Source organism: Rhodococcus sp. NPDC019647, assembly GCF_044389235.1.
Taxonomy (GTDB): domain Bacteria; phylum Actinomycetota; class Actinomycetes; order Mycobacteriales; family Mycobacteriaceae; genus Rhodococcus_F; species Rhodococcus_F oxybenzonivorans.
Genome location: NZ_JBIRXS010000011.1, coordinates 73,828 through 98,629, shown reverse-complemented (window position 1 = coordinate 98,629; position 24,802 = coordinate 73,828). Strand labels below are relative to the sequence as shown.

The following is a 24,802-nucleotide window of genomic DNA, read 5'->3' as shown; positions in this document are numbered from 1 at the left end:
GCCCGCCCCCGTACTGCCCCCCGGACAGTGGATCATCCCGACCTTGCTCAGGTGGATCTTCAGCAGGTAATGGAGGCACTGGTGGACCCGGTGCGCCGGATGGTGGTCTCCCAGCTCGTGCGCAAGGGCGAGGACATGAGCTGTGGCACATTCGAGGCACCGGTCTCCACCTCCACGCTCACCCACCACTTCAACGTGCTGCGCGAAGCGGGGGTGATCCGGCAGTACTACGTGGGCGTGACCAAGATGAACACGCTGCGCGCCGACGAGATGGAGGAACGGTTCCCCGGCCTGCTCCCGGCCGTGATCGCGGCCTGCGCGGCGGAGAGCGGCTCGGGCGTCGACTGAGAGATGTCCCGATCTCGAGGGGTACATATTTTGATGACGGTCAAAATTTGACACTCATCGAACCTTCGAGCAGGGTGGAGGAGGAGGCCGGTGCGACACCGGCTTCCCCAGCGCACCGAACCGCATCAAGGAGCTACGCATGAACCGCGTCGTCCGTTTCCATCAGCCCGGCGGACCCGAAGTCCTGCATCTGGAGGAGGTCCCCCTGCCCGAGCCCGGGCCGGGCGAAGTCCTGATCCGGGCCCGGGCGCTGGGCTTGAACCGGGCGGAGTCGATGTTCCGGCTCGGCCAGTACGGCACCGATCCCGTCTTCCCCTCCGGAATCGGCTACGAGGCGGCCGGAGTGGTCGAGGCCCTCGGTAACGGCGTGCGCGGGCTGAGCGTGGGCGAGGCGGTCAGCGTGGTGCCGTCCTTCACCATGACCGACTATCCCGTGCACGGGGAGGCGGTTCTCGCCCCCGCCCACGCGGTCGTCGCCCACCCCGAGCGGCTCTCCTTCGAGGAGGCGGCCTCGGTGTGGATGCAGTTCATCACCGCCTACGGCGGCCTGGTCGACCTCGCGGGCGTACGCCCCGGCGACACCGTCCTGATCTCCGCGGCCTCCAGCAGCGTCGGCCTCGCCGCCCTCCAGGTCGCCCACAAGGCCGGCGCCCGCGCCATCGCCCTGACCCGTACCGGCGCCAAGCGGCAGCAACTCCTGGACGCCGGCGCGGACGAGGTGATCGCCACCGCCGAGGAGGACGTCCCCACCCGGGTGCGGCAGCTGACCGACGGCCAGGGCGCCCGCATCATCTTCGACCCCGTCGGCGGCACCGCCCTGGCCGACCTCGTCACCGCCGCCGCCGACGAGGCCCACCTCGTTCTCTACGGCGTCCTCGACCGCACCCCCACCCCGCTCAACGTCGGTGAGGTCCTCTTCAAGCACCTCACCATCCGGGGGTTCGAACTCTTCGAGATCACCACCGACGACCGGCGACGCGCCGAAGCAGTCGCCTTCGTGGCCGACGGTCTCGCCAAGGGCGAGCTGACCCCCACCATCGACAAGACGTTCCCGCTCGAGGACATCGCCGAGGCTCACCGGTACCTGGAAGCCGGCGGACAGGTCGGCAAGATCATCGTCACCGTTCCCGGCAACTGACCTCCTCAGCGGAGTCGACCCACACCAGGATGACCTGGGGTGGGCAAGCCAGCGACGGAAGAGGAAGTCGCGGGCAGCACGAGCGTCGTGGCCGCTGGCCGGAGTGACCCCCGGACCCGGCCTAGGACGAGCGCCCGTGCGTACACGTTCGGGTCGCCCACAGGACTGCGTGCTGGTCGGTCAACTATGATTGAAGTGTGGAAAAATCCAGCGAGCAGAACGGCCACCAGGTCCGATCCGAACGCTCGACACGCCTGATCATCCGTGCGGCGGGTGACCTTGTGGTCGAAGGCGGCTATCAGACGATGACGTTAGCGACCGTCGGGGAACGGGCCGGGTACAGCCGGAGTCTCGCGACTGCCAGGTTCGGCTCCAAGGCCAAGCTCCTCGAAGCGCTCGTCGACGAGATCGAGCAACACTGGGACATCGAGACGGCGTTGCCAACCCATGACGGGCAGTCCGGCCTCGAAACTCTGCGGACATTCATCGTCAATATCCGGAACGCATACAAGCGTGATCCGTGGTCGCTGGCAGTGATGTACGCATTGATGTTCGAAGCTCTCCGGCCGGTCCCGGATCTCCGTGGACGGATCACGGACATGCACCGAGACCTGCATTCACGTATCGCGTCGATTGTCAGCGCCGGAATCGAGGACGGCTCGATCGATCCGAAGGTCGAGCCGGAGCAGCAGGCGTCGATGATAATCGCGCAAATGCGCGGAGTCGGCTACCTGTGGCAGCTCGATCCGGAGGGCGTCGATCCGGAGAGCGTACTCACGCTCTTCCTGGAGCAGTGCATGGAGAATCTCAGTCGGGGCCGGTCGCGGCGGACCAAATCGACTACGTCGGCTAACCGGCCTGTCAAGACCGGTCGCCGTGCTGGGCGGTCGGCGAAGTCTGAGGTATAGGCCCGAAGAACGGGTTTCGGTGCTTTCGACACCCAGCAACGGACGCCGCGCACGCCGTTCCCCATAGATGTAGCCGGCTGATCCTGCACAAGCCAGAACGCTACTGGGACAACGGCGTGCGCTCACACCGACTTCGGACTACACCCACGGGCGCATCAGTGGAGCCTGACGGGCCTCACGACGATGCGGGCAGGTTCACTTGCTTCGTTTCGAGGAATGCTTCGACGCCTTCGATTCCGCCCTCGCGTCCGAGTCCGGACATCTTGAGACCACCGAATGGTGCGGTGACGTTGGGGCCGGCGGAGTTGATCGCCACAGCTCCACTCTCCAGACGAGGTGCGATGGATAGCGCTCTGTCGATATCGGATGTGTAGATTCCGTTGCTCAGTCCGAACTCGGTGTCATTGACCGCCTCGATACCGGCATCGAGATCCTCGTAGGTCTCGACGGTGATGACGGGCCCGAACACCTCTTCCCGGTTGACCTGCATGGTCGAATTCGTGCCGGTCAGGAGAGTCGGCAGATACCAGTAACCGTGCTCGAATAGAGCGCCCGCCGGCTTACCGCCGCCGGTCAAGACGGTGGCACCTTCCTGTCGGGCGGTCTCGACGAACGACTCGACTCGATCCAACTGTGCGCGGGAGACGAGGGGACCTACGGCGGTGGAAGGGTCGGCGGGATCGCCCACAGGCAGGTTGTCGAACGCCTGGGTCAACGCGTCGAGCCATTGCTTCCCATTTCGGGCCGGTACCAGCAGACGGCTCTGCGTCGTGCATACCTGGCCTGACTGAACCGTGCATCCGGCGGCCAGTAGCGGCGCGAACTGCTCGGGCTCGGCATCGTCGAGGACGAGTGCGGCCGACTTCCCACCCAGCTCGAGCGTGACCCGGGTCATTCGTTCGGCGGCGGTAGCCATCACTTGCTGGCCGGCCGCGGTGCTGCCGGTGAAGGAGATGTGCCCGATGCCGGGCCGTGAGATCAGATAGCGACCCAGGTCGCGTCCGCCGGGCAGGAAGGAGATCAATCCTTCCGGGAGGCCTGCTTCAGCGAATACCTCCGCCAATACGAATGACACGAGCGGGGTCTCGGGAGAAATCTTGACGATGACAGGACAGCCCGCCAGCAGGGCCGGCGCGATCTTGACGGCGGCCAGTACCAACGGCGCGTTCCACGGCACGATGGCTGCGACCGGGCCCACGGGTTCGCGGCTTACGTACACAGAGCCGGTGGTGGTGTCGCGCCGGGTGGGACCGAGATCTATCTGTTGTGCAAGTGATGCCGTGTCGCGAAAGATGGCAGCGGCGGCTGCGGCGGTGAAGTTCGCAAAGGCGGCCAGTCCGCCCTGGTCCAGGGTGTACAGCGCTTCGAAGTCGGACGCGCGCCGTTCGATTCCGTCGGCTAGTGCACTGAGCGCCTTCGCCCGTTCGCTGATACCGATATCGCGCCAGCCGCCTCGCCGGTGCAGATCCACAGCGGCGGTAACGGCACGATCGACGTCGGCGTTTGTGGCGGAGGGGACCCGCCCGATGACGTCCTCTGTCACCGGATTCTCGACCTCGATCCACGCACGATCGCTGTCTTCGCTCCACATGCCCGCGATGTAGAGCGTGTCACGCGAGGTGAGGGGGGCCGGGTTGTTCATGAAGTCTCCTGTTGATTGGCACTGCCGCTGACGACGAGCATGCGCGCTACGGCACACAGATCGCCGATTCGGGCATGGCTTCCCGTGACTCGTCACTCGTCATGGGTCCGATGATCCGCCCCTTACACCGACTGTCGGGTACGGCTCGAAGTTTCTCGCAGCCAATGGTGATCGCTACCACATTGATTGTCAACCAACTAGTAACCACGTGTCAACAGCGCGTTTTCGCGACTTCTAGTTCGGCTGCCGAAGTAGGGCGTCGACACTCCATCTTGTTCCGGTCGAGATACGAGCCGACCCCTGTAAAAAGATTGTTCGTTGACAAGCTACTAATTGCGTGATGTCCTGACTTCGGCCAGTTCATCTCTCCACATCCGACCGAACCGGCCGCGGTCCGCGGGGATCCGAGTGCGAGGGATCATGCGCGTCACGAGAAGGTCGGACATGTCCGGAGAGCTTCCGATCCCGGGCATGCGTGCAGCCGGATATCCACCCACGGCGTTGCCGATCTTCTCTCCCGAGGCATGCCCCAGCCGCCGAGCCGGCAAAGAGTGTCATATGCCCCACGACGAGGGCCGAAACAGAAAGAACGAGACAATGGCAGAACAGAGCGCTCTCGATGCGCAGGTTTCAGTATTGGAGCCGTTGTACACCGGATTCGTCGCATCATCGCTGACCCTGCGCAATCGGTTCGTGATGGCGCCGATGACACGGGAGAACTCGCCCGGAGGGATCCCGAACGCCGAGAATGTGGAGTATTACCGTCGGCGAGCGGCCGGGGGAGTGGGATTGATCATCACCGAGGGCACCCTCGTGCGAGGACCCGCGGCCGGCAACAGCGCGGGCATGCCCCACATGTACGGCCCGGCGAGTGCAGTGGGATGGCGCGAAGTAGTGGAAGCGGTGCACAGCGAAGGGGCGGCCATCGTCAGCCAGCTCATGCACATGGGTGCTATGCGCGGACATGAGTCACAGTTCGAGCCCCAACTCGCCACCGTCAGCCCCTCTGCTATCGGTATCGACGGCGAACCGGTCGGCCGCGAGCTGACCACCGCCGATCTCGATGCGATCATTGCCTCCTACGTCGAATCGGCGACGTTGGCGTCTGAGCTCGGGTTCGATGGTGTCGAGATCCACGGCGGGCACGGGATGGTGCTGGACAATTTCCTCTGGGCTCGCACCAACCAGCGCACCGACGGATACGGGGGGAGCCTCGTGAACCGCGTCAAGTTTCCCGTCGAGGTCGTCTCCGCGGTTCGCGCCGCGGTGGGACCGGACTTCCCCATCGCCTATCGGTTCTCGCAGTGGAAGGTCGGCGCGTACGACGCCGCCATCGCAACTACGCCCACCGAGTTGGAGCAGATGCTGAGCCCGCTGGCCGCGGCCGGAGTCGATGTTTTCCATCCCTCGACCCGCCGGCACTGGCTACCTGCCTTCCCGGAAGACGGCTCGACGGAAGGCCGTCTCGGTCTGGCGGGCTGGGTAAAGAAGATCACGGGACTTCCGGTGATCATGGTGGGTTCGGTGGGAGTCGACCATATGTTCATCGGCGATGACGGCGCCGACGGGAATGACCCGCGTCTGCGGCTGCGGTACGTGATCGAACAGTTCGAACGCGACGAGTTCGACCTGCTCGCGCTCGGCCGGTCCCTGTTGGCGGATCCGGAGTGGGTGAACAAGATGCAGTCCGGTGACACGGCGAGGATCATCCCGTTCGAGAAGTCCTCTTGAGGTGTGCCGCCGGCGACGACTGCCTGGGCTGATCAGGATCAAATAGTCGTCCCCTCTTCGCATCCGTGTACCAACTCAGTAATGGAGAAATCATGATTGTCGGGATCTTGGGAGCCGGGAAGATCGGTAGCACGATCGCTGGGCGGCTCTCCGCGGGTGGTCACGAAGTCTTACTGGCGAACTCGCGAAACCCGGAGACGATCCGTGATGTCGCCGTCGCCGCGGGAGCGAGGGCTGTGTATGCCGCAGATGCGGCACGCGGCGCCGACGTGGTGATCACGTCGGTCCCCTTCGCCCGCGTCCCCTCTCTTCGTGCTGCAATTTCAGTGGCACCAGCCGAGGCGGTGATCATCGACACCTCCAATTACTTCCCCTTCCGAGACGGCACCATCACCGCGGTGGAGAACGGGCAGGTCGAAAGTGAATGGGTGGCTGAACAGCTCGGGCGACCGGTCGTCAAAGCTTGGAACAATATCCTGGCCGGAAGTTTCGCGACCAAGGGTGCAGAGTCGGGTACCCGAGGCAGGATCGCGCTGGCCGTTGCCGGCGACGACACGCGGTCGAAATCAGTAGCAATGCAGTTTGTCGATCTGACCGGGTTCGATGCCGTGGATGCAGGGACGATCAACCAGTCGTGGCGTCAGCAACCCGGCACGCCCGCCTACTGCACAGATCTCTCCGCAGCCGAGTTGGAAGGCGCGCTTGCGTCGGCCGATCGAGAGGCGTCGGCCTCGAAGCGTGAAGAGATGGTCGCAAGAATGAAGGCGATCGAGGGTACTCCGTCGAACGAGGACCTATTGCGCCTCTCCAGAGCGGTCTATCTGTAAGGGAAGCTGCGATGCCGGTGGTGAGCGCGTATCTCGTCGCCTGCGGTGGAGGGCCGATTCGACCGACTGCTTGACATGGCTAGTTGTTCGACAAACAATTAAAGTGGTTTGCATCACTCGGGGCCCGGTTGGGCACTCATGACATAGGGAGTAATCCGTGCGAGCAGCGGTGACAAGGCAAGTCGGCGATAAGTTCGAGGTCTGTGACGTTACCGTCGCAGAGCCGGTCGGCCGGGAAGTCCTCGTAGAGGTCCGTGCCTCAGGTCTGTGCCATAGCGATATCACGGTCGCCCATACCGGAATGGGCGTGGACATGCCGATCGTGCTGGGACATGAGATCGCGGGTGTGGTCTCGGCGGTAGGGCCCGACGTCTCCCGAATCAAAGTCGGCGACCACGTTGTCGCAGCGGCGCTCCAGCCCTGTGGGCGATGCGTGGCGTGTCTCGGCGGCAATCTGAATGCATGTGCCAATGCCGGTGCGCTGGATCGTGCTCCCGAGGCCGCACCGCGCCTCCAGGACGAGTTGGGGCCCCTGGGGCAGTTGCAGGGTCTCGGCGGCTTCGCGGAGCAGGCGCTGATCCATGAGAATCAATTGGTCACGATCGACCCCGCAATGCCATTCGAGAAGGCCGCGGTCATCGGATGTGCCGTGGTGACCGGCGGCGGAGCGGTATTCAATGCGGCGAAGGTTACGCCCGGGCAGACCATCGCAGTGTTCGGCTGTGGCGGGGTCGGACTCAACGCAATCCAGGCAGCGCGCCTCGCCGGTGCGTCCCGGATCATCGGCGTCGATATCCAAGCCGAGAAGCTGGCACTGGCCACACAATTCGGCGCCACCGACGTCATCGACTCCTCACAGGCCGACGTGGTCGACTCCGTCCTCGAGATCACCGCCGGCGGCGGCGTCGATCATGCCTTCGTGATGATCGGTGTTCCCGCGGTGGCAGAGACCGCAATGTCCACCCTCGGATTCGGCGGTACGGCCTACTTGGTAGGTGGTATGTCTCCGGGCGCCGAACTGGTCCTTCGTCCATCTCCCGCCGAGAGCGGGCTGCTGCCGCGGCAGCAAGGAGTGCGAGGGCTCTGGCTCGGGTCCTCGAACTTCTACCGGGACATTCCCATGTATGTGGATCTGTATCTCGGTGGTCGGCTGAATCTGGACGATCTCGTGTCACGGACGATTGCGCTCGACGAGATCAATGAGGCTTACGAGGAAATGGAGCGTAACAGCCTCGCCCGCACGGTCATCACCTTTCCCGCGCGGAATGCCTGAAAGGAGCAATGTATGTCCAATGCCTATCCAGAGGTTGACCACCCCGGTTCAGCCAGCACCTCCGATGAGATCGCAGATCTCATCGCGAAGCAGAAACTATACGAGAACCTGGCAATGTACTGTCGCGGCCAGGATCGCAAAGAACTCGATGCTATGAAAGCGACGTTCTGGCCCGAGGCGACCGACAACCACGGCATGTTCGTGGGATCCGCACATGAATTCTGCGAGTGGTCGTATGAGAACCAGAAATCGACGCGTCACAAGTCTCACCACTACATCACCAATGTGATCATCGAACTCGACGGGGACTTCGCCAAGCGAGAGAGCTCGGTCGTATATGTAATGGTCAAGCCGGATGGCGAACCGACTGACGTCATGGGCGGACGCTACAGGGATCTGTGTGAGCGCCGCAGTGGGGAGTGGCGGGTGCTGCGCCGCACGGTGATCTTCGACCATACTGCACAATTCCCCTCCGCCAACGCGTTCGCAGCAGTGTTCGGAGGTATTCCGGAGACTGCGCGGGTGGGAGACCTCTTCCCGAATGACGCCATCTACGAGACTGAGTGGTGAATCGGCCCCGTGAGGGCGCATCATCCTGCCGGTGATCCCGCCGGCGCCTTGATGTCGGCGGCAGATCGGCTTCCGCCGCGGTGAGTGTGCGCCCCGAATGTCGACCTACTTCGTTGCTGGCGAAGTAGGTCGACATCAGTCACATGAACAGGGCACGGCTCACGCGCACACCGAATTCCGGGTCCGGATTGGTTGTCCCGTCGCCGACCCTTTCGGCGAAGGCGGCGACTGCCAGGTCGCGCCGCACCGGCAATCTCGCGGCCTCGGCCGCCGCCAGTGCGGCTGGCAACTCTTCAATGGTGAGGTCTGTGCAGTAGGCGGGTGCGCCGGGCTGCTGGCGCCATGATTCCGCGAGTGTTCCCGCGTCGAACCCGTCGAATCCGGTGTCGTCGACCAAGGCCATGCCCACTGCGCGTTCCCTGTCGTCGTCGGCCGCGACCGGGATGGCGATACGGCCCGCGGTGCCGGCGGGCATGCCCTTCCCGGCGAGTGAACCGGAACCGATGGCGTTCCATGCCTTGACGATCGGGCGACCGAGTTGCGCGGCAGCCCAGAGGCTTTCGACTTGGCCGGCTTCGATGGCATCGATCGTGGAATCACGGGCCGGATAGTAGTTCGACGTGTCGATGACGACTGTATCGGCGGGCACGGTGGCGATCAGCGGCGCTACCTCCGGAAGACGGTTCAGTGGGATGGACAGGATGACGACGTCCACATCCTTCACCGCGTCGGCCGCGGAAGCTGCACGCGCACCCGTGACAAGAACCTCTGCGTCGATCGTTTGTGGACCGCGGGAGTTGGCCACCTTCACGTCGTGTCCGGCGGCACCCAACTTCCGGCTCAGGGTCTTGCCGATATGTCCGACTCCGATAATGCCTATCTTCATAAAGGACTCCTTTGTTATTTCTCGCTGCGAACGGGTGATCTGCGGACGAAGAGAACGCCGAGGACGGCGCCGAGGGCGATGATTGCGGCGGTGGTGAAGGCGGCCTGGGCGGCGGACACGGATTGGGCCATGCTGAGTGTGCCCGCATCCTTGGTTCCGATCGTGTAGGCGGAGATGAGTACGGCACCCCCGGCGGCCCCGGCGAGCTGTTGGACGGTGGTGAAGGCTGCGGTGCCGTGTGGGTAGAGATCGGCACGCAGAGATGCCAACGCGGTCGTCGTCATCGGCGCCCACATCAAGGCTTGCGAAGCAGAGATGACGAGGTAGGTCACCAGAAGTGTGGCCACACTCGTGTGCTCGTCCATGCGGCTGAGGAACCAGAGTGCCGCCGTCCAGACGACCGCGCCGGGAATCGCCAGTGGTCGTGGGCCGAAGCGGTCGTATATCCGCCCGCCGAGACCGGAGACGATCGAGATGAGGGCCCCGCCGGGGACCAGGAAGAGACCGATCGCGAAGGTGCTCAGTCCGACGACGTGGGTCAACACGAGGGGCAGGACGATCAGCGTGCCGAAACCGTTGAGTGCGACGATGACCATGACCAGTAGAGGCAGGGTGAACGATCTGGTGCTGAAGATTCGCATGTCGAGGAGCGGGTCGCGGTCACGTTGCAGGACGATCTGCCGGTATACGAACGCCGCGACGCCGGCGAGCCCGACGGTGATCGGGAGGTAGGGCGGGAGGGGTGAGTGGCCCGAGACGGCCTCACCGATCGAGGCCAGGCCGTAGACGAGGGACCCGAATCCGATGGCCGACAGCAGCAATGACGAGACGTCGAGCGTGACCGGTTCCGGGGTGGTGATGTTGCGGAGTTTCATCGCCCCGAGTGCCAGCGCTGCCAGGGTGATCGGCAGGACGAGAAGGAAGAGCCACCGCCAGCTCAGCTGGGACAGCACGACACCGGAGACCGCGGGACCGACAGCCGGTGCCACGGCGGTCAGGCCGGTGACCAGAGCCATGGTCTGGCCGCGGCGACCGGCGGGTACGAGGCGCATCGTCGTGGTCATCAACAGTGGCATGAAGACCGCGGTCCCGGCTGCCTGCACGATGCGTCCGGCGAGCAGGACCTCGAAGCCTGGTGCCAGGGCGGCGATTGCCGTCCCGGCGGTGAACAGTGACAGCGCACCGAGGAAAATCGTGCGCAGGTGGAACCGCCGCATCACGTACCCGGTGGCCGGAATGAGGACGGCCAGAGTCAGCATGTAGCCCGTTGTGACCCACTGCCCGGCGCTCGGGGTGATGCCGAAATCGAGGATCAGGGTGGGAAGTGCCACGCCCAGCAGCATCTCGTTGAGGAGGACGATGAACGCCGACACCATCAGCAATCCGATGACCAGCGTGCTCCCTGGTGCCAGGCGTTCCTCGGGGTGGGTGCGGGATGCGGGAGCTGTGACGGTCGCGGGCGGTGTGTCCGGGAGTGTGTCGTGGGTGGTCTTGGTCATGGGTGCTCTCTGTCTGGGCAGGATGGGTCGGAGGTGAGTGGTCAGCGGGATACGAGGGCCGTGCCGGCGAGGCGTGGGTCGAGCCCGTACTGGGCGGGCGCGCCCAGGTGGTCGCGCAGGGTGGATCCCTCGTAGTCCTTGTGGAATAGGCCGCGGCGCTGCAGCAGTGGGACGACCTCGTCGACGAACGCGTCGATGCCGTCGTGGTAGACGTCGATGGCCAGGGAGAAGCCATCGCAGGCTCCGGCCTCGAACCACCGCTGCATGTGGTCGGCCACGTCGGCGGCGGTGCCGGACACGACCGGGTGGTAGTCGATGACCCCGTGGGCGAGGACGTCTCGGAGGGACCAGCCTTCGTGCGCGACCTCCAGGGCGCGGGCAGAGCGCGGATCCGCTGGGTTGGGGGTTGCGTCGGCGAGCTGGCGGGCGGTGAGCGGCTCATCGAGCTGACCCGGGCTCAGGCGCAGCCCGATCATCGCGCCGAGGTAGGTCACACGCTGGGCCAGATCGACCGACTCGTCCAGCCGACGCCGCCGGTCCAGGGCCGCCCGGCGGGTGGGCGCGACGCTCGGCATGAAGCCGGCGAACAGTTTCACCTCGTCGGGGTTCCGGCCGACGCGTTCGGCTGCCCGGCGCAGCGCAGCACGGTGTGCCTGCCCCTCTTCGATGGTGAAGGGATTGGCGTAGACACCGCTGGCGTAGCGGGCGGCCAATTCCAGCCCGTGCCCGCCGCCGCCGGCCTGGAAGACGACGGGCTGGCCCTGCTCGGACGGCGGGATGGGCAGCGGTCCACGCGAGGCGACGTGGCGGCCCCGCATGTTGATCGGCTGGATTTTGCTCATGTCGGCGAACCGTTTGCCGGTGACGTCATGCACCCAGGCGTCCCGCTCCCAGCTCCCCCACAGCGCCTGTACCGCCTGGATGACCTCGTCGGCGCGCTGGTACTTCTCCGTGCGTGGAGGAACCGAGCGGCCGAAGTTCGCCGCGGCAGCGGCGTTGGAGGTGGTGACTGCGTTCCATCCGGCCCGGCCGTGGCTGATCACGTCGAGTGCCTTGAACTGGCGGGCCAGGTTGTAGGGCTCGTTGAAGGTCGTGGAGGAGGTGGTGACCAGGCCGATCCGTTCGGTCTCCCGGGCGATCGCGGTCAAGACAAGCAGTGGGTCGATCGCGAAGTGAGGAGCCTCGTGCTCGAGGTTCACATCCAGCGCAGGGGTGTCGGCGAAGAACAGCAGCTCGATCTTGCCGCGCTCGGCCGCCTGGGCATACCGCACGAACTGGTCCATATCCGTGTAGCTGGAGGGGTTCGCCCCGGGCGCCCGCCATGAGCCAGGCTGAGCTCCGTAGCCGCTGGTCAGCTGCAGGCACAGCAGCATGTTGCTCGAACCGTCGGCTCGCGGGTCAGCGGAAATTGCCGGAGATTCAGTCTCGGTGGATGCCTCGTGAGGTGTCACGCGGTGCTCTCTTTCGTGTCGTCGTCGACGCTGTCGATGCCGTGAAGTAGCGGCTGCAGCACAGGGGACGGTCCTGCTCGGCGGCTGGAGTGGCGAGGTACGCTACTGAAGCGGGGGCTGCCCCCATATAATAAACGGGGGACCACCCCATTTAGCAAATCGGCGTCGTGAGTGCGGCGTTCTGGTGAGAGCTCGAGGTGGAACATGGCGAGTGGTGAGACGCGAGGTCGTCGATCGCGGGCGGATTTCGAACGGAACCGATCAGGAATTCTGGAGTCGGCGGAAAAACGCTTCACCGAGGAGGGGGTAGGCACCTCGCTGGAAGCGGTGGCACGTGACGCCGGGGTCGGGTCGGCAACCCTCTACCGCCATTTTCCGACGCGTGATGCGCTACTCGCCGAGGTGCTGAGCAAGCGCGAGAGCCAGATCGTGTCCGAGAAGCATCGGATCGAACAGCTCGTCGACAGTGGCGCGGCCCTGGAGCAATGGATGGGCGCGCTCGAAGACTTCTTCGGGGCGTTCGAGGGCCTGCCCGGGCCGCTGCGCAGTGCTTTCCTCACCGAACACAATCCCCTCGCGGTCAGCTGCTCCGGCTTCATCGATCTGACCGGTCAGTTCCTCGAGGCGGCACAGCGCGACGGAAAGGCGCCACGCTGGCTTCGAGCGCGTGACCTCTTCCTGACCGCGCTGGCCTTGAGCTGGGCCAGAGGTTCGTCGCTGGCAGATGAGTCGTCTCAATCGCACCTCCGGGCGTTGATCAGAGACGGATACGCATCAGCGAACGAGACTCCATGATCACTGAGGTTCGGGGCGGATCCGAACCGGCGGCGCAAGGCGTGCGTGATCGCGTGGCATTCGAGCAGCGAAAACCGTTATCGGCGTAGCACACTGCAAGTTCTTGCGCGGCCGAAAGTTGAGAAAGTGCTCGACCCGCGCAGGCCGTCGAGTGCGTAGGGCGCATGTCGCTGCTTCGGGGATAGCGCTCGCTCCCGCAACGCCCGCGTCGCGTTCGCGTTGGTCCTTCGATCATAGTGGGGGCTTGACAGGAAGACTAGTTGGTTGTTCAGTTACTTCGCATGCGGGTGTAGTTCCCGCCCGAGGGAGCGTGAGATCGTGAAACTGGATACCAGGATGGTCGAGAGCGGTTGTGTGAATCGCTTCGCCACGACGGATGGCGGCTCGGGTATTCATCTCTCCTGCCCAGTATTTGGTCGCTGCCGTAGGCGTACGCAGCTGTAGTGGAAGAACGCGACCTAGAGCGCTACCAACACATTCCTACGAAAACTATGTGATGTGAGGACAAATGAGTTCAACCAGCGATTCTCAGTCCGTGCCGACCACCGAGGCGACGGAATGGAGACGCGGCGGCCGCACGGTCGCCTCCGCCTTCGTCGGGTATGGGTCTGCCTCGGTTCTCTTCCTTATTACTGCGAGTGTATTCGTCAAGCCGACGATGCAAGCGACGGGTTGGAGTACCAGCGAGGTGCTGGTGTCGCCGATTGTCCTGATGCTGCTCACGGCCTGTGGGCCGCTTGCGGGTAGGGCATCCGATCGATGGGGCGCTCGACGAACGATCTCGACGGGAGTCGTCGCATACGCGGTGCTGCTGATCTTGTTTGCAACGTTGCCGGTCAGCAAACTTACGTTCTACGGGTTGGCTGTGGGCATCGGAATCATGGGTTCGTTCGCGTACATGGTCCCATTCAATCGTGCGGTGACCGTCTGGTTCGACAAGGGAGCTGGAAAGGCTTTCGGTCTGGTCGGAACCGGTTCGGCTGTAATGCCGCTGATCGCAATACCGTTGGTGACCGTGGTTATCTACAGCGCGGGGTGGCAGGCGGGCTATCTGGTACTTGCCGGATTTGCGCTGCTGATCTCACTGCCGGCCGTGATCTTCGGTATTCAGGAACGTCCTCGCGACCGGGAGCAGGACTTCTCGACAGTTTCCGATGAGGCTTCGGCGGATGCACTCGAGTCCGAGGCGAGCGTGAAACAGGTGCTTCGCACGCCCCGGTACTGGATCTTCTCGTTCAGTATCGTCGCAGTGACCGCCGCAACCTCCGCCTATTTGGCGAACTTGCAACCGATCCTGCTCGATGGGGGAGCGAGCCTGGCGGTCGCGACGACGATGACCACGCTGTACAGCGTGGGAACAATCATCGGCCGGCTCAGCGCCGGGACACTACTCGACCTGTTTCCCCGACGAAAGATTGCAGTGGCAGTATCGTTCTTGCTGATTGCTGCCCTGGGGTCCTTGGCGATGACGGCAGTAGGAACCCTCCCGGTCTTCCTGACGGCAGTCGCCGTCATGCTAGTGGCGTCCAGTCAGGGCGCGGAGGCGGACTTCGGCGCATACTTCCTGCTCAAGGAGTACGGCCGGCGCAACTTCGGAACGCTGTACGCCACCGCCCTCGCATTCAGCGGGGTCTCGGGTGTCGCCTTCCCCTACGTGTTCAGCTTCGTTCGTGACAGCACAGGCAGCTACATGTGGGCGACTGCTATCGGCGCGGCTTCGCTGGTAATTGCAGCACTCTCGATTCTGGTGTTCGGTCTGACCGCCCCGAGAGGCCACCGAACCAGTCGACGCGACCCCTCGACCAGTGCACAGAAGGAAGCGACACCGGCGTAAAGGGTGGTCTGGGAAGTTGCGCGGTACCGACCTGTCTGGCGGTGCGGCCGGACTGTGGTGACGGCTTTGGTCGGCCGGCGATCATCCCGTGTGTCAGTCGAAAGAAACTTGCGCCACCAGTTTTCCTTGGTTCTTCCCGTTGAGTAGGAGAGTCAACGCGTCGGGAATCTTCTCGAAGCCGTCGATAACATGGGTCCGCGCAACCAACTGTCCGCGCTGTGCAAGGTCGTCGAGCAGTTCGTCTACGATTTGGTTGCGTGGACCGAAATCTGCAACGAAACCTTGAAGGCGTGCGCTGCGGAAGATGAGCATCGGGAGGTTCTTTACGCCATACAGATCGGACTTTTCGCTGATGTCGTACTGGGACATGGCCCCGCACACAACAATCCGGCATCCTACTGCCATGTTTGTCAGGACGGCGTCGATTCCTTCTCCGCCCACGTTATCGAAGAACAGGTCGATACCGTCCGGAAAGTGCCGGTGGATAGCCTCGCGAAGATCTTCCTTCTTGTAGTCGATTGCACCGTCGAGTTTCAACTCTTCCAGAAGGAACTCACACTTGTCCGGTCCACCGGCGATGCCGACCACTCGGCAGCCCTGCGCCTTCGCGATTTGGGCGGCCAACGAGCCAGTGGCCCCGGCGGCACCGGACACCAACACCGCATCGGTCGGCTTCACTTCACCGATGAGAGTCATGCCGCCTGCTGCCGCGCGCCCGACGTGCGAGAAGATCGCCAATTGTTGCTCGAACGACATTTCCGTAGCAGATTTTGCGGGACGCACGAAGAGGGGATCGACGACGTCGAATCGTCGCCAACCCCACATTCCCGTCACGACGTCACCGACGGCGTGGGAAGGCGCGCGGGATTCGATGACGACACCGATGGAAACACCGATCATCGGATCTCCGACACCGAACGGTATCGCCTGCAGTTGAGGATCGAGTTTGAGCCAATTGAGATTCGTCGGGTCGAGTGACATCAGCAGCGTTCGGACCACGATCTTGCCCTCTGGAGCGGCGGGGATCGGGCCTTCGATCAGGCGAAAACAGCTGGGATCGTATGTGCCGGTCGACGCCCGGTCCACGATCCAACTTTCATTCTTCACGGCAAGTCCTCCAGTAATCTTTTCGTGTGGTGTCAGGTTCAGCGCGCCGATTTCCGGCGGGGCGTCAGAGATCGAGGACGATCCGCTTCGAGCAGGAGCGTGAGACGCAGATGAACATCGTCTCGTTGGCGTCTTTCTCCTCGTGAGTGAGCAACGAATCCCGATGGTCGGCCTCACCCTCGAGGATCGGGGTCTCGCAGGTGCCACAGGTGCCCTCGCGACACGAGGACAGAACGGTCACACCGGCCTCTTCGACGACGTCGAGAATCGATCGGTCGGTGGGCACGGTTACCGTCACACCGGTCTGCGCCAACTCGACAGTAAATTCCGTATCCACGGTGCCGGCCGGCAACTCCTTGGCTCGGAATCGCTCCATGTGCAGTGCTCCGGGAGTCCATGCACTGCAGTGTTTGTCGATCGCATCGAGCATCGGTCCCGGTCCGCAGGTGAACACCGCGACACCGTCACGTTGGTCACCGATGACCGTGGCGAGATCAAGATGCCCTAATTCATTCTGAGGGATTACCTCGACGCGGTCCGAATAGAGCTCCCGCAGCTCGTCGACGAACGCCATCGAGGACCGGGTCCGACCGCCGTAGACCAGGCGGAACGGGACTTCGCGTGCTGCCGCCGTGGCCAGCATCGGTATCAAGGGGGTGATACCGATGCCACCAGCGACGAACACGTATTCCTTCGCATCGGTGAGCGGGAAGTGGTTGCGAGGGCCGCGAACCACCACGGCATCGCCGACGGTGAGGGTGTCGTGGATGTAACGGGAACCACCTCGACTGTCTGGTTCGCGAAGCACTGCCACCCGATAGCGGGTGCGGTCGGCGGGATCACCACACAACGAGTATTGCCGCACGAGTCCGTCACCGAGAACGAGGTCGAGATGAGCGCCCGGTGTCCACCCAGGCAGCGGAGCACCGTCCGGTGACGTGAGGGTCAGGCGGACGACACCTTCCGCCACCACCTCTTTTCCTGCCACCGTCAGTTCCAGGCGGCGTTCTGTGTCATGAGCGTCGGAGTCGGAAGCGGTCATTATTGAGTGCATAGGAGGGTCCTCCGAGTTGCTATGCGTGGTCAGTGCCGCTGCCAGGTGCTGCGGAGATTGGGCTGAGGAGCGAATACGAAGATGGGGTCGAGGGGTTCACCGGCCGGGTAGTGGCCACCGAAGAGGTCGCATCCTGCTGCGGTGAGTTCGGCAGTGATCAAGGGCAGTACCAGGCCTTGCTGTGTGCTGTAGGAATCGTTGATCGCGAGTTCGGCGAGAGGGATTCGCTCGGAACCCTCCGGTGCATCGATGCGGTTCGCGACCGTGAGGAGGGCGCCGGTATCACGCAGGATCAGGCGTGGATCGGTAATGAGAACCTGCAGTAGGCCGGCGTGGCCACTGAGGTGAATTGCCCCGCGGAACCGGAGTTCACCCGCACCTGTCTGCTCGTCGGTGTGTGGGGGGAAGGTGAAGAAACTGCTCTCGCTGAGGTAGGCACCGCCGGAAGCAGCGTACCCACCGTCGGGCAAGCCCGACAGGTAGCGGAGGAAACTCTGTTTGACACCCCAGGTGAGCCCGGCTGGGGGGTGGCCGGGGCCGGCCGCTGTCTGCATGGAGGCAGCGGCCGACGCCAGTGTTCGGGTCACGATCTATATCTCGATGTGCTCGAGCTGTTCGAAAATCTCGCCGCGACGGTTCTCGAACTGGTTCGGCAGCATGAACTTGCTGCCGAGTTCCTGCGGCGATTCGTCACACGTCCAGCCGCCGTCCTCGTGGGTGACGGCGAGCTCGAACAGGGCTCCACCGGGCGTCCGCACGTAGACACTCTTGAAGTACTTACGGTCCTTCAGCTCGGAGATGTCCGTGTACCCGGCCCCTTCCATCCCGAACTTCACCTCGTCCTGATTGGCGAGGGTGTCGAGGTTCCACGCGAAGTGGTGGTAGGTGCCCGAACCGTAATGCCAGGTTCCCTGGTCCTCGCTGATGTTCGCGGTCAGTTCGATGTGGTTGCCGTACTTGGCGTTACCGACCTGGAAGGTTGCCCGGTCGCCTTCCTCGGCGATCTTGCCTTGGGAGAAGAAGGTGTCGTTGGCGAAATCGACCATCCGTTCCGGGGTGGTGACGTGGATGCCGACGCCGTGGATGCCGTGGATTGCATACTGCTGCGGCACACCGTTGCCGGCGTACCCCTCGCGCTCGTCGTTGTCGTTCTCGACGAACTGGTACTCGATGCCGCTGGGGTGCCGGAAGGCGAGTCGGCGCCGGTCGAAGACATCGAGGTTGTCGACGTCGACCTTGTGCTCGGTGAGGCGGCCGTGCCAGTAGTCGAGTGAGCCGGCCGGAACCGACAGCAGTACTTCGCGGGCCTGGTTGGTTCCACGCTTGCCGTAGAGTCCGGCCTGCGCCCAGGGGAAGGTGGTGACCACCGAGGACGGATCGCCGGTGGCGTTGGAGTAGTACAGGTGGTAGATCGGCTTGCTGCCGTCGAAGAGGACGGTCCGCTTGATGAAGCGCATGCCGAGGGTTTTCACGTGGAAATCGACGTCGTCCTGGGCCTTGCCGACGGACAGGGTGACATGGTGCGAGCCTTCTACGTAGGCCATGGGTTATCTCCTTTTGGTGATGGTGTCGAACAGTTTTCGGGTGTGATCGATGACGTCGTCGTTGACGCGGTGCTCGGGGTCGTCGTCGACATGCAGGCGTACCGAGGCACCGAGTTCGACGAACGATTCGGTGGTGGCATGCACCCTTGCCAATGGCACGAATTCGTCGCGCGCCGACGTGGCCAGCAGCACCGGCATCCCGTCGAAGGACTTACCGCCCGCGGACCAGGACTTCTCCTCGGGGCCGAGGTAGCCGCCGGTGAGCAGGGCCGCACCGGCGAAGCGGCGACCGGTACGTAGCAGGTACTCCGCAAGCAGGCACGCCCCTTGCGAGAAACCCATGAGCACGGTGCGTTCTGCAGGCACTCCCTGGTCCGAGATCCGGGACAGGTGGGTGTCGACGGCGTCGAGGGCGTGGCCGAGGAACGGTTCGTTGTCTTCGTGCGGCTTCAGGAAGCTTTCGGGATACCAGCTGCTGCCGTCCGCGCTGGGCAGCAGGTACGCCGTTTCCGGACTGTCGATCCTGTTCGCGACCTCCGCCATGAACCCCGGCTGTTGACCTCGACCGTGCACGGCATACACCACCAGCGGTGCCTGCCCCAGGTCACGGACTCCGTGCGGCAGCAGGTCGCCGTGCAGATGAGGATTCGATGTCATGAGACCACTCCGCTTTGTGTGGGTGCCGAGTGGTTGTGGCCGCGGATCTGGCCCGAATCCGGAGGTCCGGACCGTTCGTACTCCGCGCGTTGCCGCTGTTGCTCGCGCGCGAGCGTGTCGGTGTCGCCGCGGTGACGTGCGATGAGGGTGCGTTTGGCGGCCGGGCCGACGTGGCAGAGTCCGGGGACATCAGGGTTGTCGACACACGCGGTACTGCCGGCGGCCGGTGCGGTGGCGCGTCCGGTGAGTCCGGCAGCGCCGTAGCGGCGGTGCGCGTCGCCCCCGCAGCGCGGGCATAGCCGGTGTGGCGGGACAGGGGTGCAGGTGAGCGTTTCGGTGGTGACGGCGCACGCGCCACAGCGGTAATCGACGAGGATCATTCGGGTCACTCCTGGGCGACGAGTGGCCCACCGAATGCGGACCAGTCCTGGGGGTCGTGCGCGATCCAGATCCGGGCACCTTCGTCGTCGCGCAGTCGTTTGAGGGCGCGGATGCTCTCGCGCCCGGCAACCGGATCCCAGTCGTGAGGGTCGGGTGCCTCTCGGTCGAGACCTTCTCGCAGGTGGACGGTGTCGCCGGTCAGAACGATGGACTGCGAGGGCAGGTTCACCACGCAGGACAGCTCTCCCGGGGTGTGGCCGGGCGTGTGCAGGATCTGGACGGACCCGTCGCCGAGCAGATCGTGCTGTGCCGTCCGGATCGTCGTCCAGTCGAACTCACGGGTCGGTGCCAGGTCGTCGGGCCGCATGAGATGGGCTTGCATGGCGCTCGGGTCGGCCGCCCAATCGAACTCTCCAGGGCCGACGAAAAACTTCGCCTGCGGAAACAGGTACAGGCCGCCGGCGTGGTCGGAGTGGGTGTGCGAGAGCACGACGTGGGTGACGTCCTCGGTGCGGAAGCCCAGCTTTCCGAGTTGACGGTCGATGCGTTGTTCCGGGTTCGTGACGATATTGAGGGTCTCGGCCAGGTCTCCGAAGTAGGCGCGCGGGTCGTCGTTAAGCACCGGCGAGAAACTGGTGTCGAAGAGGATGAGTCCACGCTGATGTTCGATCAGGAACGCCGGGAGTGGAAAGGTGATCATGCCTTCGGCGCCGACGACCAGATCTCCGGCATCGAGATCCATTGTCGGTGCGTCGAGCGCCCACATGCGCAGTGCGGTGGATACGGTCATGACAGTCCTTCGGCAGGAGGGGTGTGACGAGTGATACTGGTGGACAACCAGTCCCGGACGATCGACAGTGTGCGATCGTGGCCGCGCTCGAAGATGAGGCCGTGCCCGTGGCCCGGCAACCCGAGATCGGCGAGTACGAGGTGCTCGACGCGGACGCCCGCGGCCTTCAAGAACGTCACCGTGGCGAGATCGTCGTCATGACGGCCCGAGGCATCGGCGGTTACCACGGCGATCGGTGTCGAGGCGAGTCCGAGTAGTCGCTGCGGTCGCGCCGGATCGACCGAGTCGGTGCGGTATCGGTCGTCGAGCGGGACCGCGGTCAATCCATACGCGAGTCGGCCCCGGTCTCCGAGGTCGCGGAAGGACGGACCGAGAGGTTCGACGGCCACCAGGGCTGCGACCAGGTTTGGCCGGCGCTGCGTGGCGATCCAGCCGGCGGGTGCGCCGGCGGAATGGGTGATCACCACGGCCGGTCCGATGCGCTCGAGTAGCGCGACGAGCATGTCACCGTCGAGCCGGTGCCCATTGGCAAGGCTTCGTGGAGGGGGCTGCACTGCGGATGCGAGAGCGTCGAACTGAGTGGTCCCCGATTCCCGCGTCCACGGCCACTCGGTGTGCGTCCGGTGCCGGCTGTCGTTCGGTCCTGGAGCGAACAATCGTTGCACGTCGGCGGGTGTTGCCGCCGGCATCAGGTCGCCGTGAACTTCAGGACGGTAGGGGGAGCGGCCATGGGCAGGGCGATCCGGTAGATACACCGGGTGACCGGCCTCTACGAGTAACGGCGCCCATCCGGGTTCACCATTCGGTGTGGTGGTCCAGTCGAGCGACTGTCCACCACCGCCGTGCACGAGCACGACCGGCAGCTCACCGGTTTCGGTTCCGGGCGCTTCCCAGCGGACGTACGAGGCACACCGTGTGGTGCCGGTGCCGGTATGCACCCAGAACTCCCCACGCCGCAACCACGCGGCGGGTGTGCTGCGATGTGGGGCCGAGTGCACCGATTGTGTGGTGGCGGTCATCGGCTCAACCGGCCGGAACGAGGCGGATCGGAATCGATTCGTGCCCGAACGCCTGGAAGTTGATCGCGCGGCGGGGCTCACCGGTGAGTTCGATCCGCTCGACACGGTCAACCAACGCGCTCAGCAGGCTTTTCGCTTCCAACCGTGCGACGGCCTGCCCGGCGCAGGTGTGGATGCCGAAGCCGAAGGACAGGTGGCTTCCGGCGTCGTGGCGGTCGATCCGGAACTGGTCCGGGTCGGTCCACTTGCGGGGATCCCGTCCGGCGCCGAGCCACATCAGCAGCAGCTTGGTTCCGGCGGGGATGGTGATTCCGCCGAGTTCGGTGTCCCGGAGCGCGACCCGGCCACCGAATCGGGACGGCGGGTAAAGGCGCAGCGCCTCCTCGAACGCGGACTCGACCAGATCAGGCCGGGCACGCAGCAACTGCCACTGCTCCGGATTGTCGGCGAACGCCCGCAACATGCCGGAGATCCCGAAGATCGTGGTGTCGAAGCCGGCACCGAAAACGGCTTTGAGAAGCTGTTCGGCCTCGGTCTCGGTGATCACACCCTCGTCCGCGGCAGCGTAGAGCTGCCAGCCTATTCCGCCGTCGCTCTGCAGTTCCCGCTTCATATTTTCTTCGACCCATGCGAGTGCCGGGGCCCCGCTGCGCATCTTGGCGTGGTGATGCTCGTTCTGTGGGCCGAACGCGTTGAACACCGCATCACCGAACTTCAACAGCAGTTCCCTGCCCTCCGTGGGCAATCCGAGAACATCGGGGAAGACCTGCAGCACGTACCGGGCGGCAACGTCGCGGTATCCGTCGAGGTCCACCACACCACCGCTGAGAAGTTCGTTCACCAGATGTGAGGCCGATTCGGTGAAGTACGCCTGCATCTTCGCCATGTTCTCCTTGGAGAAGATTCGCATCATCACCGACTTGGTCTGCGTGTGATCGGGAGGGTCCTGCATCAGTGGTGCATTGGGCCGGAACGGGTTCGGCTGGTAGAACGGACGATCCGTCGAGGAAAACGTGCGCCAGTCACGCAGCGCCTTCTGAATTTCGGCGTGGCGGGTCACCGCGTAGAAGTCGTACTTGTCGATGTGCACGACAGGCGCGACCTCACGCAGGAGACCGTCATGCACATGGACATCCTGCAAGACTTCGGCATCGAACGGGTCGTAATCCGAGCTCGGAGCATGGGTTACGGCAGTAGTCATGGGTCCTCGGTTCTCAGAATGGTGGGGACGCGGGCCGGGACGGCCTCAGGTACCAGCCTTGCGGGGTGCCGGCAGCTCGCCGGTCTCCATCCACTGCAGACGCCGGCGTACACCCGCAAGTGCCATCTCGCGATGCGGCAGCACGAAGAACTGGTTGTCCCGGATCGCTTGCACAGTCATGTCGGCGACCTCGGCCGGCTCGAGTCCCACCTGCTGGGCCTTGGTCCGCAGTTCCTCCATGAGCGCGACTCGATGTGGTTCGCGGGCGGGTTCGAGGCCATCGGGCATGTTCCGCTCCGCATCGGGCATCCGGGTCTTCACCGGGCCGGGTGCGAGCAGCGAGATCCCCACAGTGCTGCCCGCGGTATGCAGTTCGACGGCCAAGGATTCCGTCAGGCTCAGGATGGCCGATTTGGACACACAGTACGGGGTCATCGTTGCTGTGCCGCTGGTGAATGCGGCGACCGAGGCGGTGTTGACGATATGTGCCTGTGGATGTTGGGCCAGGAGCGGAAGGAACACCCGGCAGCCGTGGAGTACACCGTAGAAGTTGACGTCCATCACCCATTGCCACGCACCGTCGGGGATCTCCAGAAAGGATCCACCGGTCTCGACACCGGCGTTGTTGCACACCAGATGCACCGCACCGAACCGCTCGATCGTGCGCGCGGCCAACTCCTGCACGGCATCGAGCTTGCGAACATCAGTGCGCACTCCGATGGCTTCCGCACCGTCGGCCCGTACCAGGGCTGTGGCGTGTTCGAGGGCGTCTGAATCCACATCGGCGAGCACGAGGTGCATTCCCTCGGCGCCCAGGCGCCGCGCCAGGGCAAGCCCGATCCCGCTCGCTGCGCCCGTCACGACCGCCACCCGATCATTCAAAACCTTCATGCGTGCACCTCCGCAACCAAAGACGGCGTCTCCAAGGACTTGGGGAACATCAACCGCGCGAACAAGGCGTCGGGGTCGGAGGACAGTTGCCGCAGCCCGGCCATCGCCTCGTCGAGCGCCGCACCTTTCCCGGAGTGGTAGACGAGCTTCTTGTTCGCCGACGCTGCGGGACTGACCTTGTCGACGAACACTTCCCGGCGAAGGCGGGCGTACTCGTCGAGCACCTCGTCGGACACTCGACCGTCGATCACCGCGGCCAAAGCCTCGTAGAGGACGTACGTGTCGAACAACCCGGATGTCAGCCCCAGGCCACCGGTGGGGTTCGTGGCGTGGGCGGCATCGCCCGCGAGGAGCACCCTGCCGGCACGGAATGTGGCGGCGGCGCGTTGATGCATCCGATAAGGGGAGAAGGCGACCAGCTCGATGTCGTCGATGCCGGGAAAGACGGCTCCGAAGTACTCGGGCATGCGGTCGAGCACCGTCTCGGCCGGTAATGCCTCGTCTTCGCAGTAGGTGAACCGCCAGAGGTTGGTGTTGTCGATCTTGGAGATGATCGCTCCGTACCGATCGTCGATCAGCATGGTCGTCAGGGGCCAGCCGTGAGCTTCGAGATCGATGCGAATGTTGGTGGCCACGAACCGCTCGGGCCAGGTGTGCCCGTCGAATGCGATACCGACCGACTCACGGACCGTGCTGCGTGCCCCGTCGGCGCCGATCAGCCACTGTGCGGTCAAGACAAGGGGATCGCCGTCCGAGATGGTCCTCACCCGCACAACGTTGTCATCTTGATCAACTGAGTGAACCTCGGTGTTCCACAACACCTTCGCGTGCGGAAACGCCGAAAGCTCCTCGAGTGCAAGTTCGACGAGAGCGTTCTGCCCGAGATGCAGGTTGTAGGGGTGCGCAACCCTGCCCTCGAGTGCGTCGAGTCCGAAGGACACCTGCTCGCCGGTGGCATGGACACGGTAGGTGTACCCCTGTTTGAGGAACCCCCGAGCGGCGGCCGCGTCGAACAGCCCGAGTCGCTCGAGTCCGTCGAGCACGGACCAGTGATAAACCATGGCGCGCGGTGATTGCACTACCTCGCTGCCCCGCTCGAGCACGGTGACGGAGATTCCCGCCCGCGCGAGTCCCAGGGCATTGAGAATCCCGACCGGGCCGGCGCCTGCGATGAGCACCGTCTGTTCAGTCATGTCTTCTTCCGTTTCTTCTGCAGTGGGAAGCCTGGTGTTCCGCTCGTATCCGGCGACGATGCG

At 64.2% G+C, this 24,802-nt stretch carries 24 protein-coding genes; 9 read left to right on the top strand and 15 right to left on the bottom strand.

What is annotated here, in order from left to right:
• Window positions 1-51 precede the first annotated feature (51 nt).
• The 3 genes from ACH49N_RS20570 to ACH49N_RS20560 all read left to right on the top strand — a co-directional run bounded on the left by ACH49N_RS20570 (window position 52) and on the right by ACH49N_RS20560 (window position 2,394).
• Complete coding sequence (locus ACH49N_RS20570) at window positions 52-348, top strand: ArsR/SmtB family transcription factor (protein ID WP_397504755.1); 297 nt, start codon at window positions 52-54, stop codon at window positions 346-348.
• Window positions 349-487: 139 nt separating this feature from the next.
• Complete coding sequence (locus tag ACH49N_RS20565; RefSeq protein ID WP_358274305.1) at window positions 488-1,486, top strand: zinc-dependent alcohol dehydrogenase family protein; 999 nt, start codon at window positions 488-490, stop codon at window positions 1,484-1,486.
• A gap of 197 nt (window positions 1,487-1,683) precedes the next feature.
• The gene (locus ACH49N_RS20560) at window positions 1,684-2,394 is read left to right on the top strand and encodes a TetR/AcrR family transcriptional regulator (RefSeq protein WP_358274304.1); all 711 of its coding nucleotides are present in this window, start codon (window positions 1,684-1,686) and stop codon (window positions 2,392-2,394) included.
• A 175-nt stretch (window positions 2,395-2,569) separates the two neighbouring features.
• Here ACH49N_RS20560 and ACH49N_RS20555 read toward each other — a convergent pair whose 3' ends face one another.
• A complete protein-coding gene (locus tag ACH49N_RS20555; protein ID WP_358274303.1) occupies window positions 2,570-4,036 on the bottom strand; it encodes an aldehyde dehydrogenase family protein in 1,467 nt (488 codons plus the stop codon).
• Between the two features lie 597 nt (window positions 4,037-4,633).
• Between ACH49N_RS20555 and ACH49N_RS20550 the strand changes: the two genes are divergently transcribed.
• The 4 genes from ACH49N_RS20550 to ACH49N_RS20535 all read left to right on the top strand — a co-directional run bounded on the left by ACH49N_RS20550 (window position 4,634) and on the right by ACH49N_RS20535 (window position 8,437).
• Window positions 4,634-5,767, top strand: coding sequence for an NADH:flavin oxidoreductase (locus tag ACH49N_RS20550; RefSeq protein WP_358274302.1), 1,134 nt, complete (start codon window positions 4,634-4,636; stop codon window positions 5,765-5,767).
• Window positions 5,768-5,859: 92 nt separating this feature from the next.
• Window positions 5,860-6,594, top strand: coding sequence for an NADPH-dependent F420 reductase (locus ACH49N_RS20545; RefSeq protein ID WP_159924338.1), 735 nt, complete (start codon window positions 5,860-5,862; stop codon window positions 6,592-6,594).
• Between the two features lie 157 nt (window positions 6,595-6,751).
• On the top strand, window positions 6,752-7,867 hold the full coding sequence (locus ACH49N_RS20540) for a Zn-dependent alcohol dehydrogenase (RefSeq protein WP_159924340.1): 1,116 nt from the start codon (window positions 6,752-6,754) through the stop codon (window positions 7,865-7,867).
• A gap of 12 nt (window positions 7,868-7,879) precedes the next feature.
• On the top strand, window positions 7,880-8,437 hold the full coding sequence (locus ACH49N_RS20535) for a nuclear transport factor 2 family protein (RefSeq protein WP_159924342.1): 558 nt from the start codon (window positions 7,880-7,882) through the stop codon (window positions 8,435-8,437).
• A 139-nt stretch (window positions 8,438-8,576) separates the two neighbouring features.
• Here the strand turns inward: ACH49N_RS20535 and ACH49N_RS20530 are convergent, their stop codons facing one another.
• From ACH49N_RS20530 to ACH49N_RS20520, 3 genes are read right to left on the bottom strand one after another with little or no spacing between them, the layout of a single operon-like run.
• Complete coding sequence (locus ACH49N_RS20530) at window positions 8,577-9,323, bottom strand: NAD(P)-binding domain-containing protein (RefSeq protein ID WP_358274300.1); 747 nt, start codon at window positions 9,321-9,323, stop codon at window positions 8,577-8,579.
• Between the two features lie 14 nt (window positions 9,324-9,337).
• Window positions 9,338-10,822 (bottom strand): DHA2 family efflux MFS transporter permease subunit, encoded by a 1,485-nt coding sequence (locus ACH49N_RS20525; RefSeq protein ID WP_358274299.1) that lies wholly within the window; start codon window positions 10,820-10,822, stop codon window positions 9,338-9,340.
• A 41-nt stretch (window positions 10,823-10,863) separates the two neighbouring features.
• Window positions 10,864-12,273: an NtaA/DmoA family FMN-dependent monooxygenase gene (locus ACH49N_RS20520; RefSeq protein ID WP_358274297.1), complete on the bottom strand. Its 1,410-nt coding sequence runs from the start codon at window positions 12,271-12,273 to the stop codon at window positions 10,864-10,866.
• 204 nt (window positions 12,274-12,477) lie between these two features.
• Between ACH49N_RS20520 and ACH49N_RS20515 the strand changes: the two genes are divergently transcribed.
• Window positions 12,478-13,068: a TetR/AcrR family transcriptional regulator gene (locus ACH49N_RS20515; RefSeq protein ID WP_159924348.1), complete on the top strand. Its 591-nt coding sequence runs from the start codon at window positions 12,478-12,480 to the stop codon at window positions 13,066-13,068.
• 508 nt (window positions 13,069-13,576) lie between these two features.
• Window positions 13,577-14,902: an MFS transporter gene (locus ACH49N_RS20510; RefSeq protein ID WP_358274294.1), complete on the top strand. Its 1,326-nt coding sequence runs from the start codon at window positions 13,577-13,579 to the stop codon at window positions 14,900-14,902.
• Between the two features lie 93 nt (window positions 14,903-14,995).
• Here ACH49N_RS20510 and ACH49N_RS20505 read toward each other — a convergent pair whose 3' ends face one another.
• The 11 genes from ACH49N_RS20505 to ACH49N_RS20455 all read right to left on the bottom strand — a co-directional run bounded on the left by ACH49N_RS20505 (window position 14,996) and on the right by ACH49N_RS20455 (window position 24,739).
• Window positions 14,996-16,009, bottom strand: a complete 1,014-nt coding sequence (locus ACH49N_RS20505) for an NADP-dependent oxidoreductase (protein ID WP_358274292.1) — start codon at window positions 16,007-16,009, stop codon at window positions 14,996-14,998.
• A gap of 64 nt (window positions 16,010-16,073) precedes the next feature.
• Entirely contained in the window at window positions 16,074-17,051 is a 978-nt protein-coding gene (locus ACH49N_RS20500) for a PDR/VanB family oxidoreductase (protein ID WP_358274291.1), read from the bottom strand.
• Between the two features lie 41 nt (window positions 17,052-17,092).
• Window positions 17,093-17,650: an HtaA domain-containing protein gene (locus ACH49N_RS20495; RefSeq protein ID WP_358274290.1), complete on the bottom strand. Its 558-nt coding sequence runs from the start codon at window positions 17,648-17,650 to the stop codon at window positions 17,093-17,095.
• A gap of 3 nt (window positions 17,651-17,653) precedes the next feature.
• The gene (locus tag ACH49N_RS20490; RefSeq protein WP_358274289.1) at window positions 17,654-18,607 is read right to left on the bottom strand and encodes a ring-cleaving dioxygenase; all 954 of its coding nucleotides are present in this window, start codon (window positions 18,605-18,607) and stop codon (window positions 17,654-17,656) included.
• Between the two features lie 3 nt (window positions 18,608-18,610).
• Window positions 18,611-19,264, bottom strand: coding sequence for a phospholipase (locus ACH49N_RS20485; protein WP_358274287.1), 654 nt, complete (start codon window positions 19,262-19,264; stop codon window positions 18,611-18,613).
• Complete coding sequence (locus tag ACH49N_RS20480; RefSeq protein ID WP_358274285.1) at window positions 19,261-19,644, bottom strand: hypothetical protein; 384 nt, start codon at window positions 19,642-19,644, stop codon at window positions 19,261-19,263. Before ACH49N_RS20480 ends, ACH49N_RS20485 begins: the two co-directional genes overlap by 4 nt.
• Before the next feature lie 5 nt (window positions 19,645-19,649).
• Window positions 19,650-20,435 (bottom strand): N-acyl homoserine lactonase family protein, encoded by a 786-nt coding sequence (locus ACH49N_RS20475; RefSeq protein WP_358274283.1) that lies wholly within the window; start codon window positions 20,433-20,435, stop codon window positions 19,650-19,652.
• Window positions 20,432-21,454: an alpha/beta fold hydrolase gene (locus ACH49N_RS20470; protein WP_358274281.1), complete on the bottom strand. Its 1,023-nt coding sequence runs from the start codon at window positions 21,452-21,454 to the stop codon at window positions 20,432-20,434. The genes ACH49N_RS20475 and ACH49N_RS20470 overlap by 4 nt, the downstream gene beginning before the upstream one ends.
• 4 nt (window positions 21,455-21,458) lie before the next feature.
• Window positions 21,459-22,655 (bottom strand): cytochrome P450, encoded by a 1,197-nt coding sequence (locus ACH49N_RS20465; protein ID WP_358274279.1) that lies wholly within the window; start codon window positions 22,653-22,655, stop codon window positions 21,459-21,461.
• A gap of 45 nt (window positions 22,656-22,700) precedes the next feature.
• Complete coding sequence (locus ACH49N_RS20460) at window positions 22,701-23,546, bottom strand: SDR family NAD(P)-dependent oxidoreductase (RefSeq protein ID WP_358274277.1); 846 nt, start codon at window positions 23,544-23,546, stop codon at window positions 22,701-22,703.
• On the bottom strand, window positions 23,543-24,739 hold the full coding sequence (locus tag ACH49N_RS20455; protein ID WP_358274275.1) for an NAD(P)/FAD-dependent oxidoreductase: 1,197 nt from the start codon (window positions 24,737-24,739) through the stop codon (window positions 23,543-23,545). Before ACH49N_RS20455 ends, ACH49N_RS20460 begins: the two co-directional genes overlap by 4 nt.
• Window positions 24,740-24,802: the final 63 nt, after the last annotated feature.

Excerpts from the sequence above, each read along its gene's own strand:
- ACH49N_RS20500 (WP_358274291.1), bottom strand. The coding sequence starts at position 17,051 with ATGACCGCTTCCGACTCCGACGCTCATGACACAGAACGCCGCCTGGAA.
- ACH49N_RS20460 (WP_358274277.1), bottom strand. The coding sequence starts at position 23,546 with ATGAAGGTTTTGAATGATCGGGTGGCGGTCGTGACGGGCGCAGCGAGC.
- ACH49N_RS20525 (WP_358274299.1), bottom strand. The coding sequence starts at position 10,822 with ATGACCAAGACCACCCACGACACACTCCCGGACACACCGCCCGCGACC.
- ACH49N_RS20550 (WP_358274302.1), top strand. The coding sequence starts at position 4,634 with ATGGCAGAACAGAGCGCTCTCGATGCGCAGGTTTCAGTATTGGAGCCG.
- ACH49N_RS20510 (WP_358274294.1), top strand. The coding sequence starts at position 13,577 with ATGAGTTCAACCAGCGATTCTCAGTCCGTGCCGACCACCGAGGCGACG.
- ACH49N_RS20515 (WP_159924348.1), top strand. The coding sequence starts at position 12,478 with ATGGCGAGTGGTGAGACGCGAGGTCGTCGATCGCGGGCGGATTTCGAA.
- ACH49N_RS20530 (WP_358274300.1), bottom strand. The coding sequence starts at position 9,323 with ATGAAGATAGGCATTATCGGAGTCGGACATATCGGCAAGACCCTGAGC.
- ACH49N_RS20475 (WP_358274283.1), bottom strand. The coding sequence starts at position 20,435 with ATGACCGTATCCACCGCACTGCGCATGTGGGCGCTCGACGCACCGACA.
- ACH49N_RS20485 (WP_358274287.1), bottom strand. The coding sequence starts at position 19,264 with ATGACATCGAATCCTCATCTGCACGGCGACCTGCTGCCGCACGGAGTC.
- ACH49N_RS20555 (WP_358274303.1), bottom strand. The coding sequence starts at position 4,036 with ATGAACAACCCGGCCCCCCTCACCTCGCGTGACACGCTCTACATCGCG.
- ACH49N_RS20535 (WP_159924342.1), top strand. The coding sequence starts at position 7,880 with ATGTCCAATGCCTATCCAGAGGTTGACCACCCCGGTTCAGCCAGCACC.
- ACH49N_RS20465 (WP_358274279.1), bottom strand. The coding sequence starts at position 22,655 with ATGACTACTGCCGTAACCCATGCTCCGAGCTCGGATTACGACCCGTTC.
- ACH49N_RS20455 (WP_358274275.1), bottom strand. The coding sequence starts at position 24,739 with ATGACTGAACAGACGGTGCTCATCGCAGGCGCCGGCCCGGTCGGGATT.
- ACH49N_RS20565 (WP_358274305.1), top strand. The coding sequence starts at position 488 with ATGAACCGCGTCGTCCGTTTCCATCAGCCCGGCGGACCCGAAGTCCTG.
- ACH49N_RS20480 (WP_358274285.1), bottom strand. The coding sequence starts at position 19,644 with ATGATCCTCGTCGATTACCGCTGTGGCGCGTGCGCCGTCACCACCGAA.
- ACH49N_RS20490 (WP_358274289.1), bottom strand. The coding sequence starts at position 18,607 with ATGGCCTACGTAGAAGGCTCGCACCATGTCACCCTGTCCGTCGGCAAG.
- ACH49N_RS20545 (WP_159924338.1), top strand. The coding sequence starts at position 5,860 with ATGATTGTCGGGATCTTGGGAGCCGGGAAGATCGGTAGCACGATCGCT.
- ACH49N_RS20470 (WP_358274281.1), bottom strand. The coding sequence starts at position 21,454 with ATGACCGCCACCACACAATCGGTGCACTCGGCCCCACATCGCAGCACA.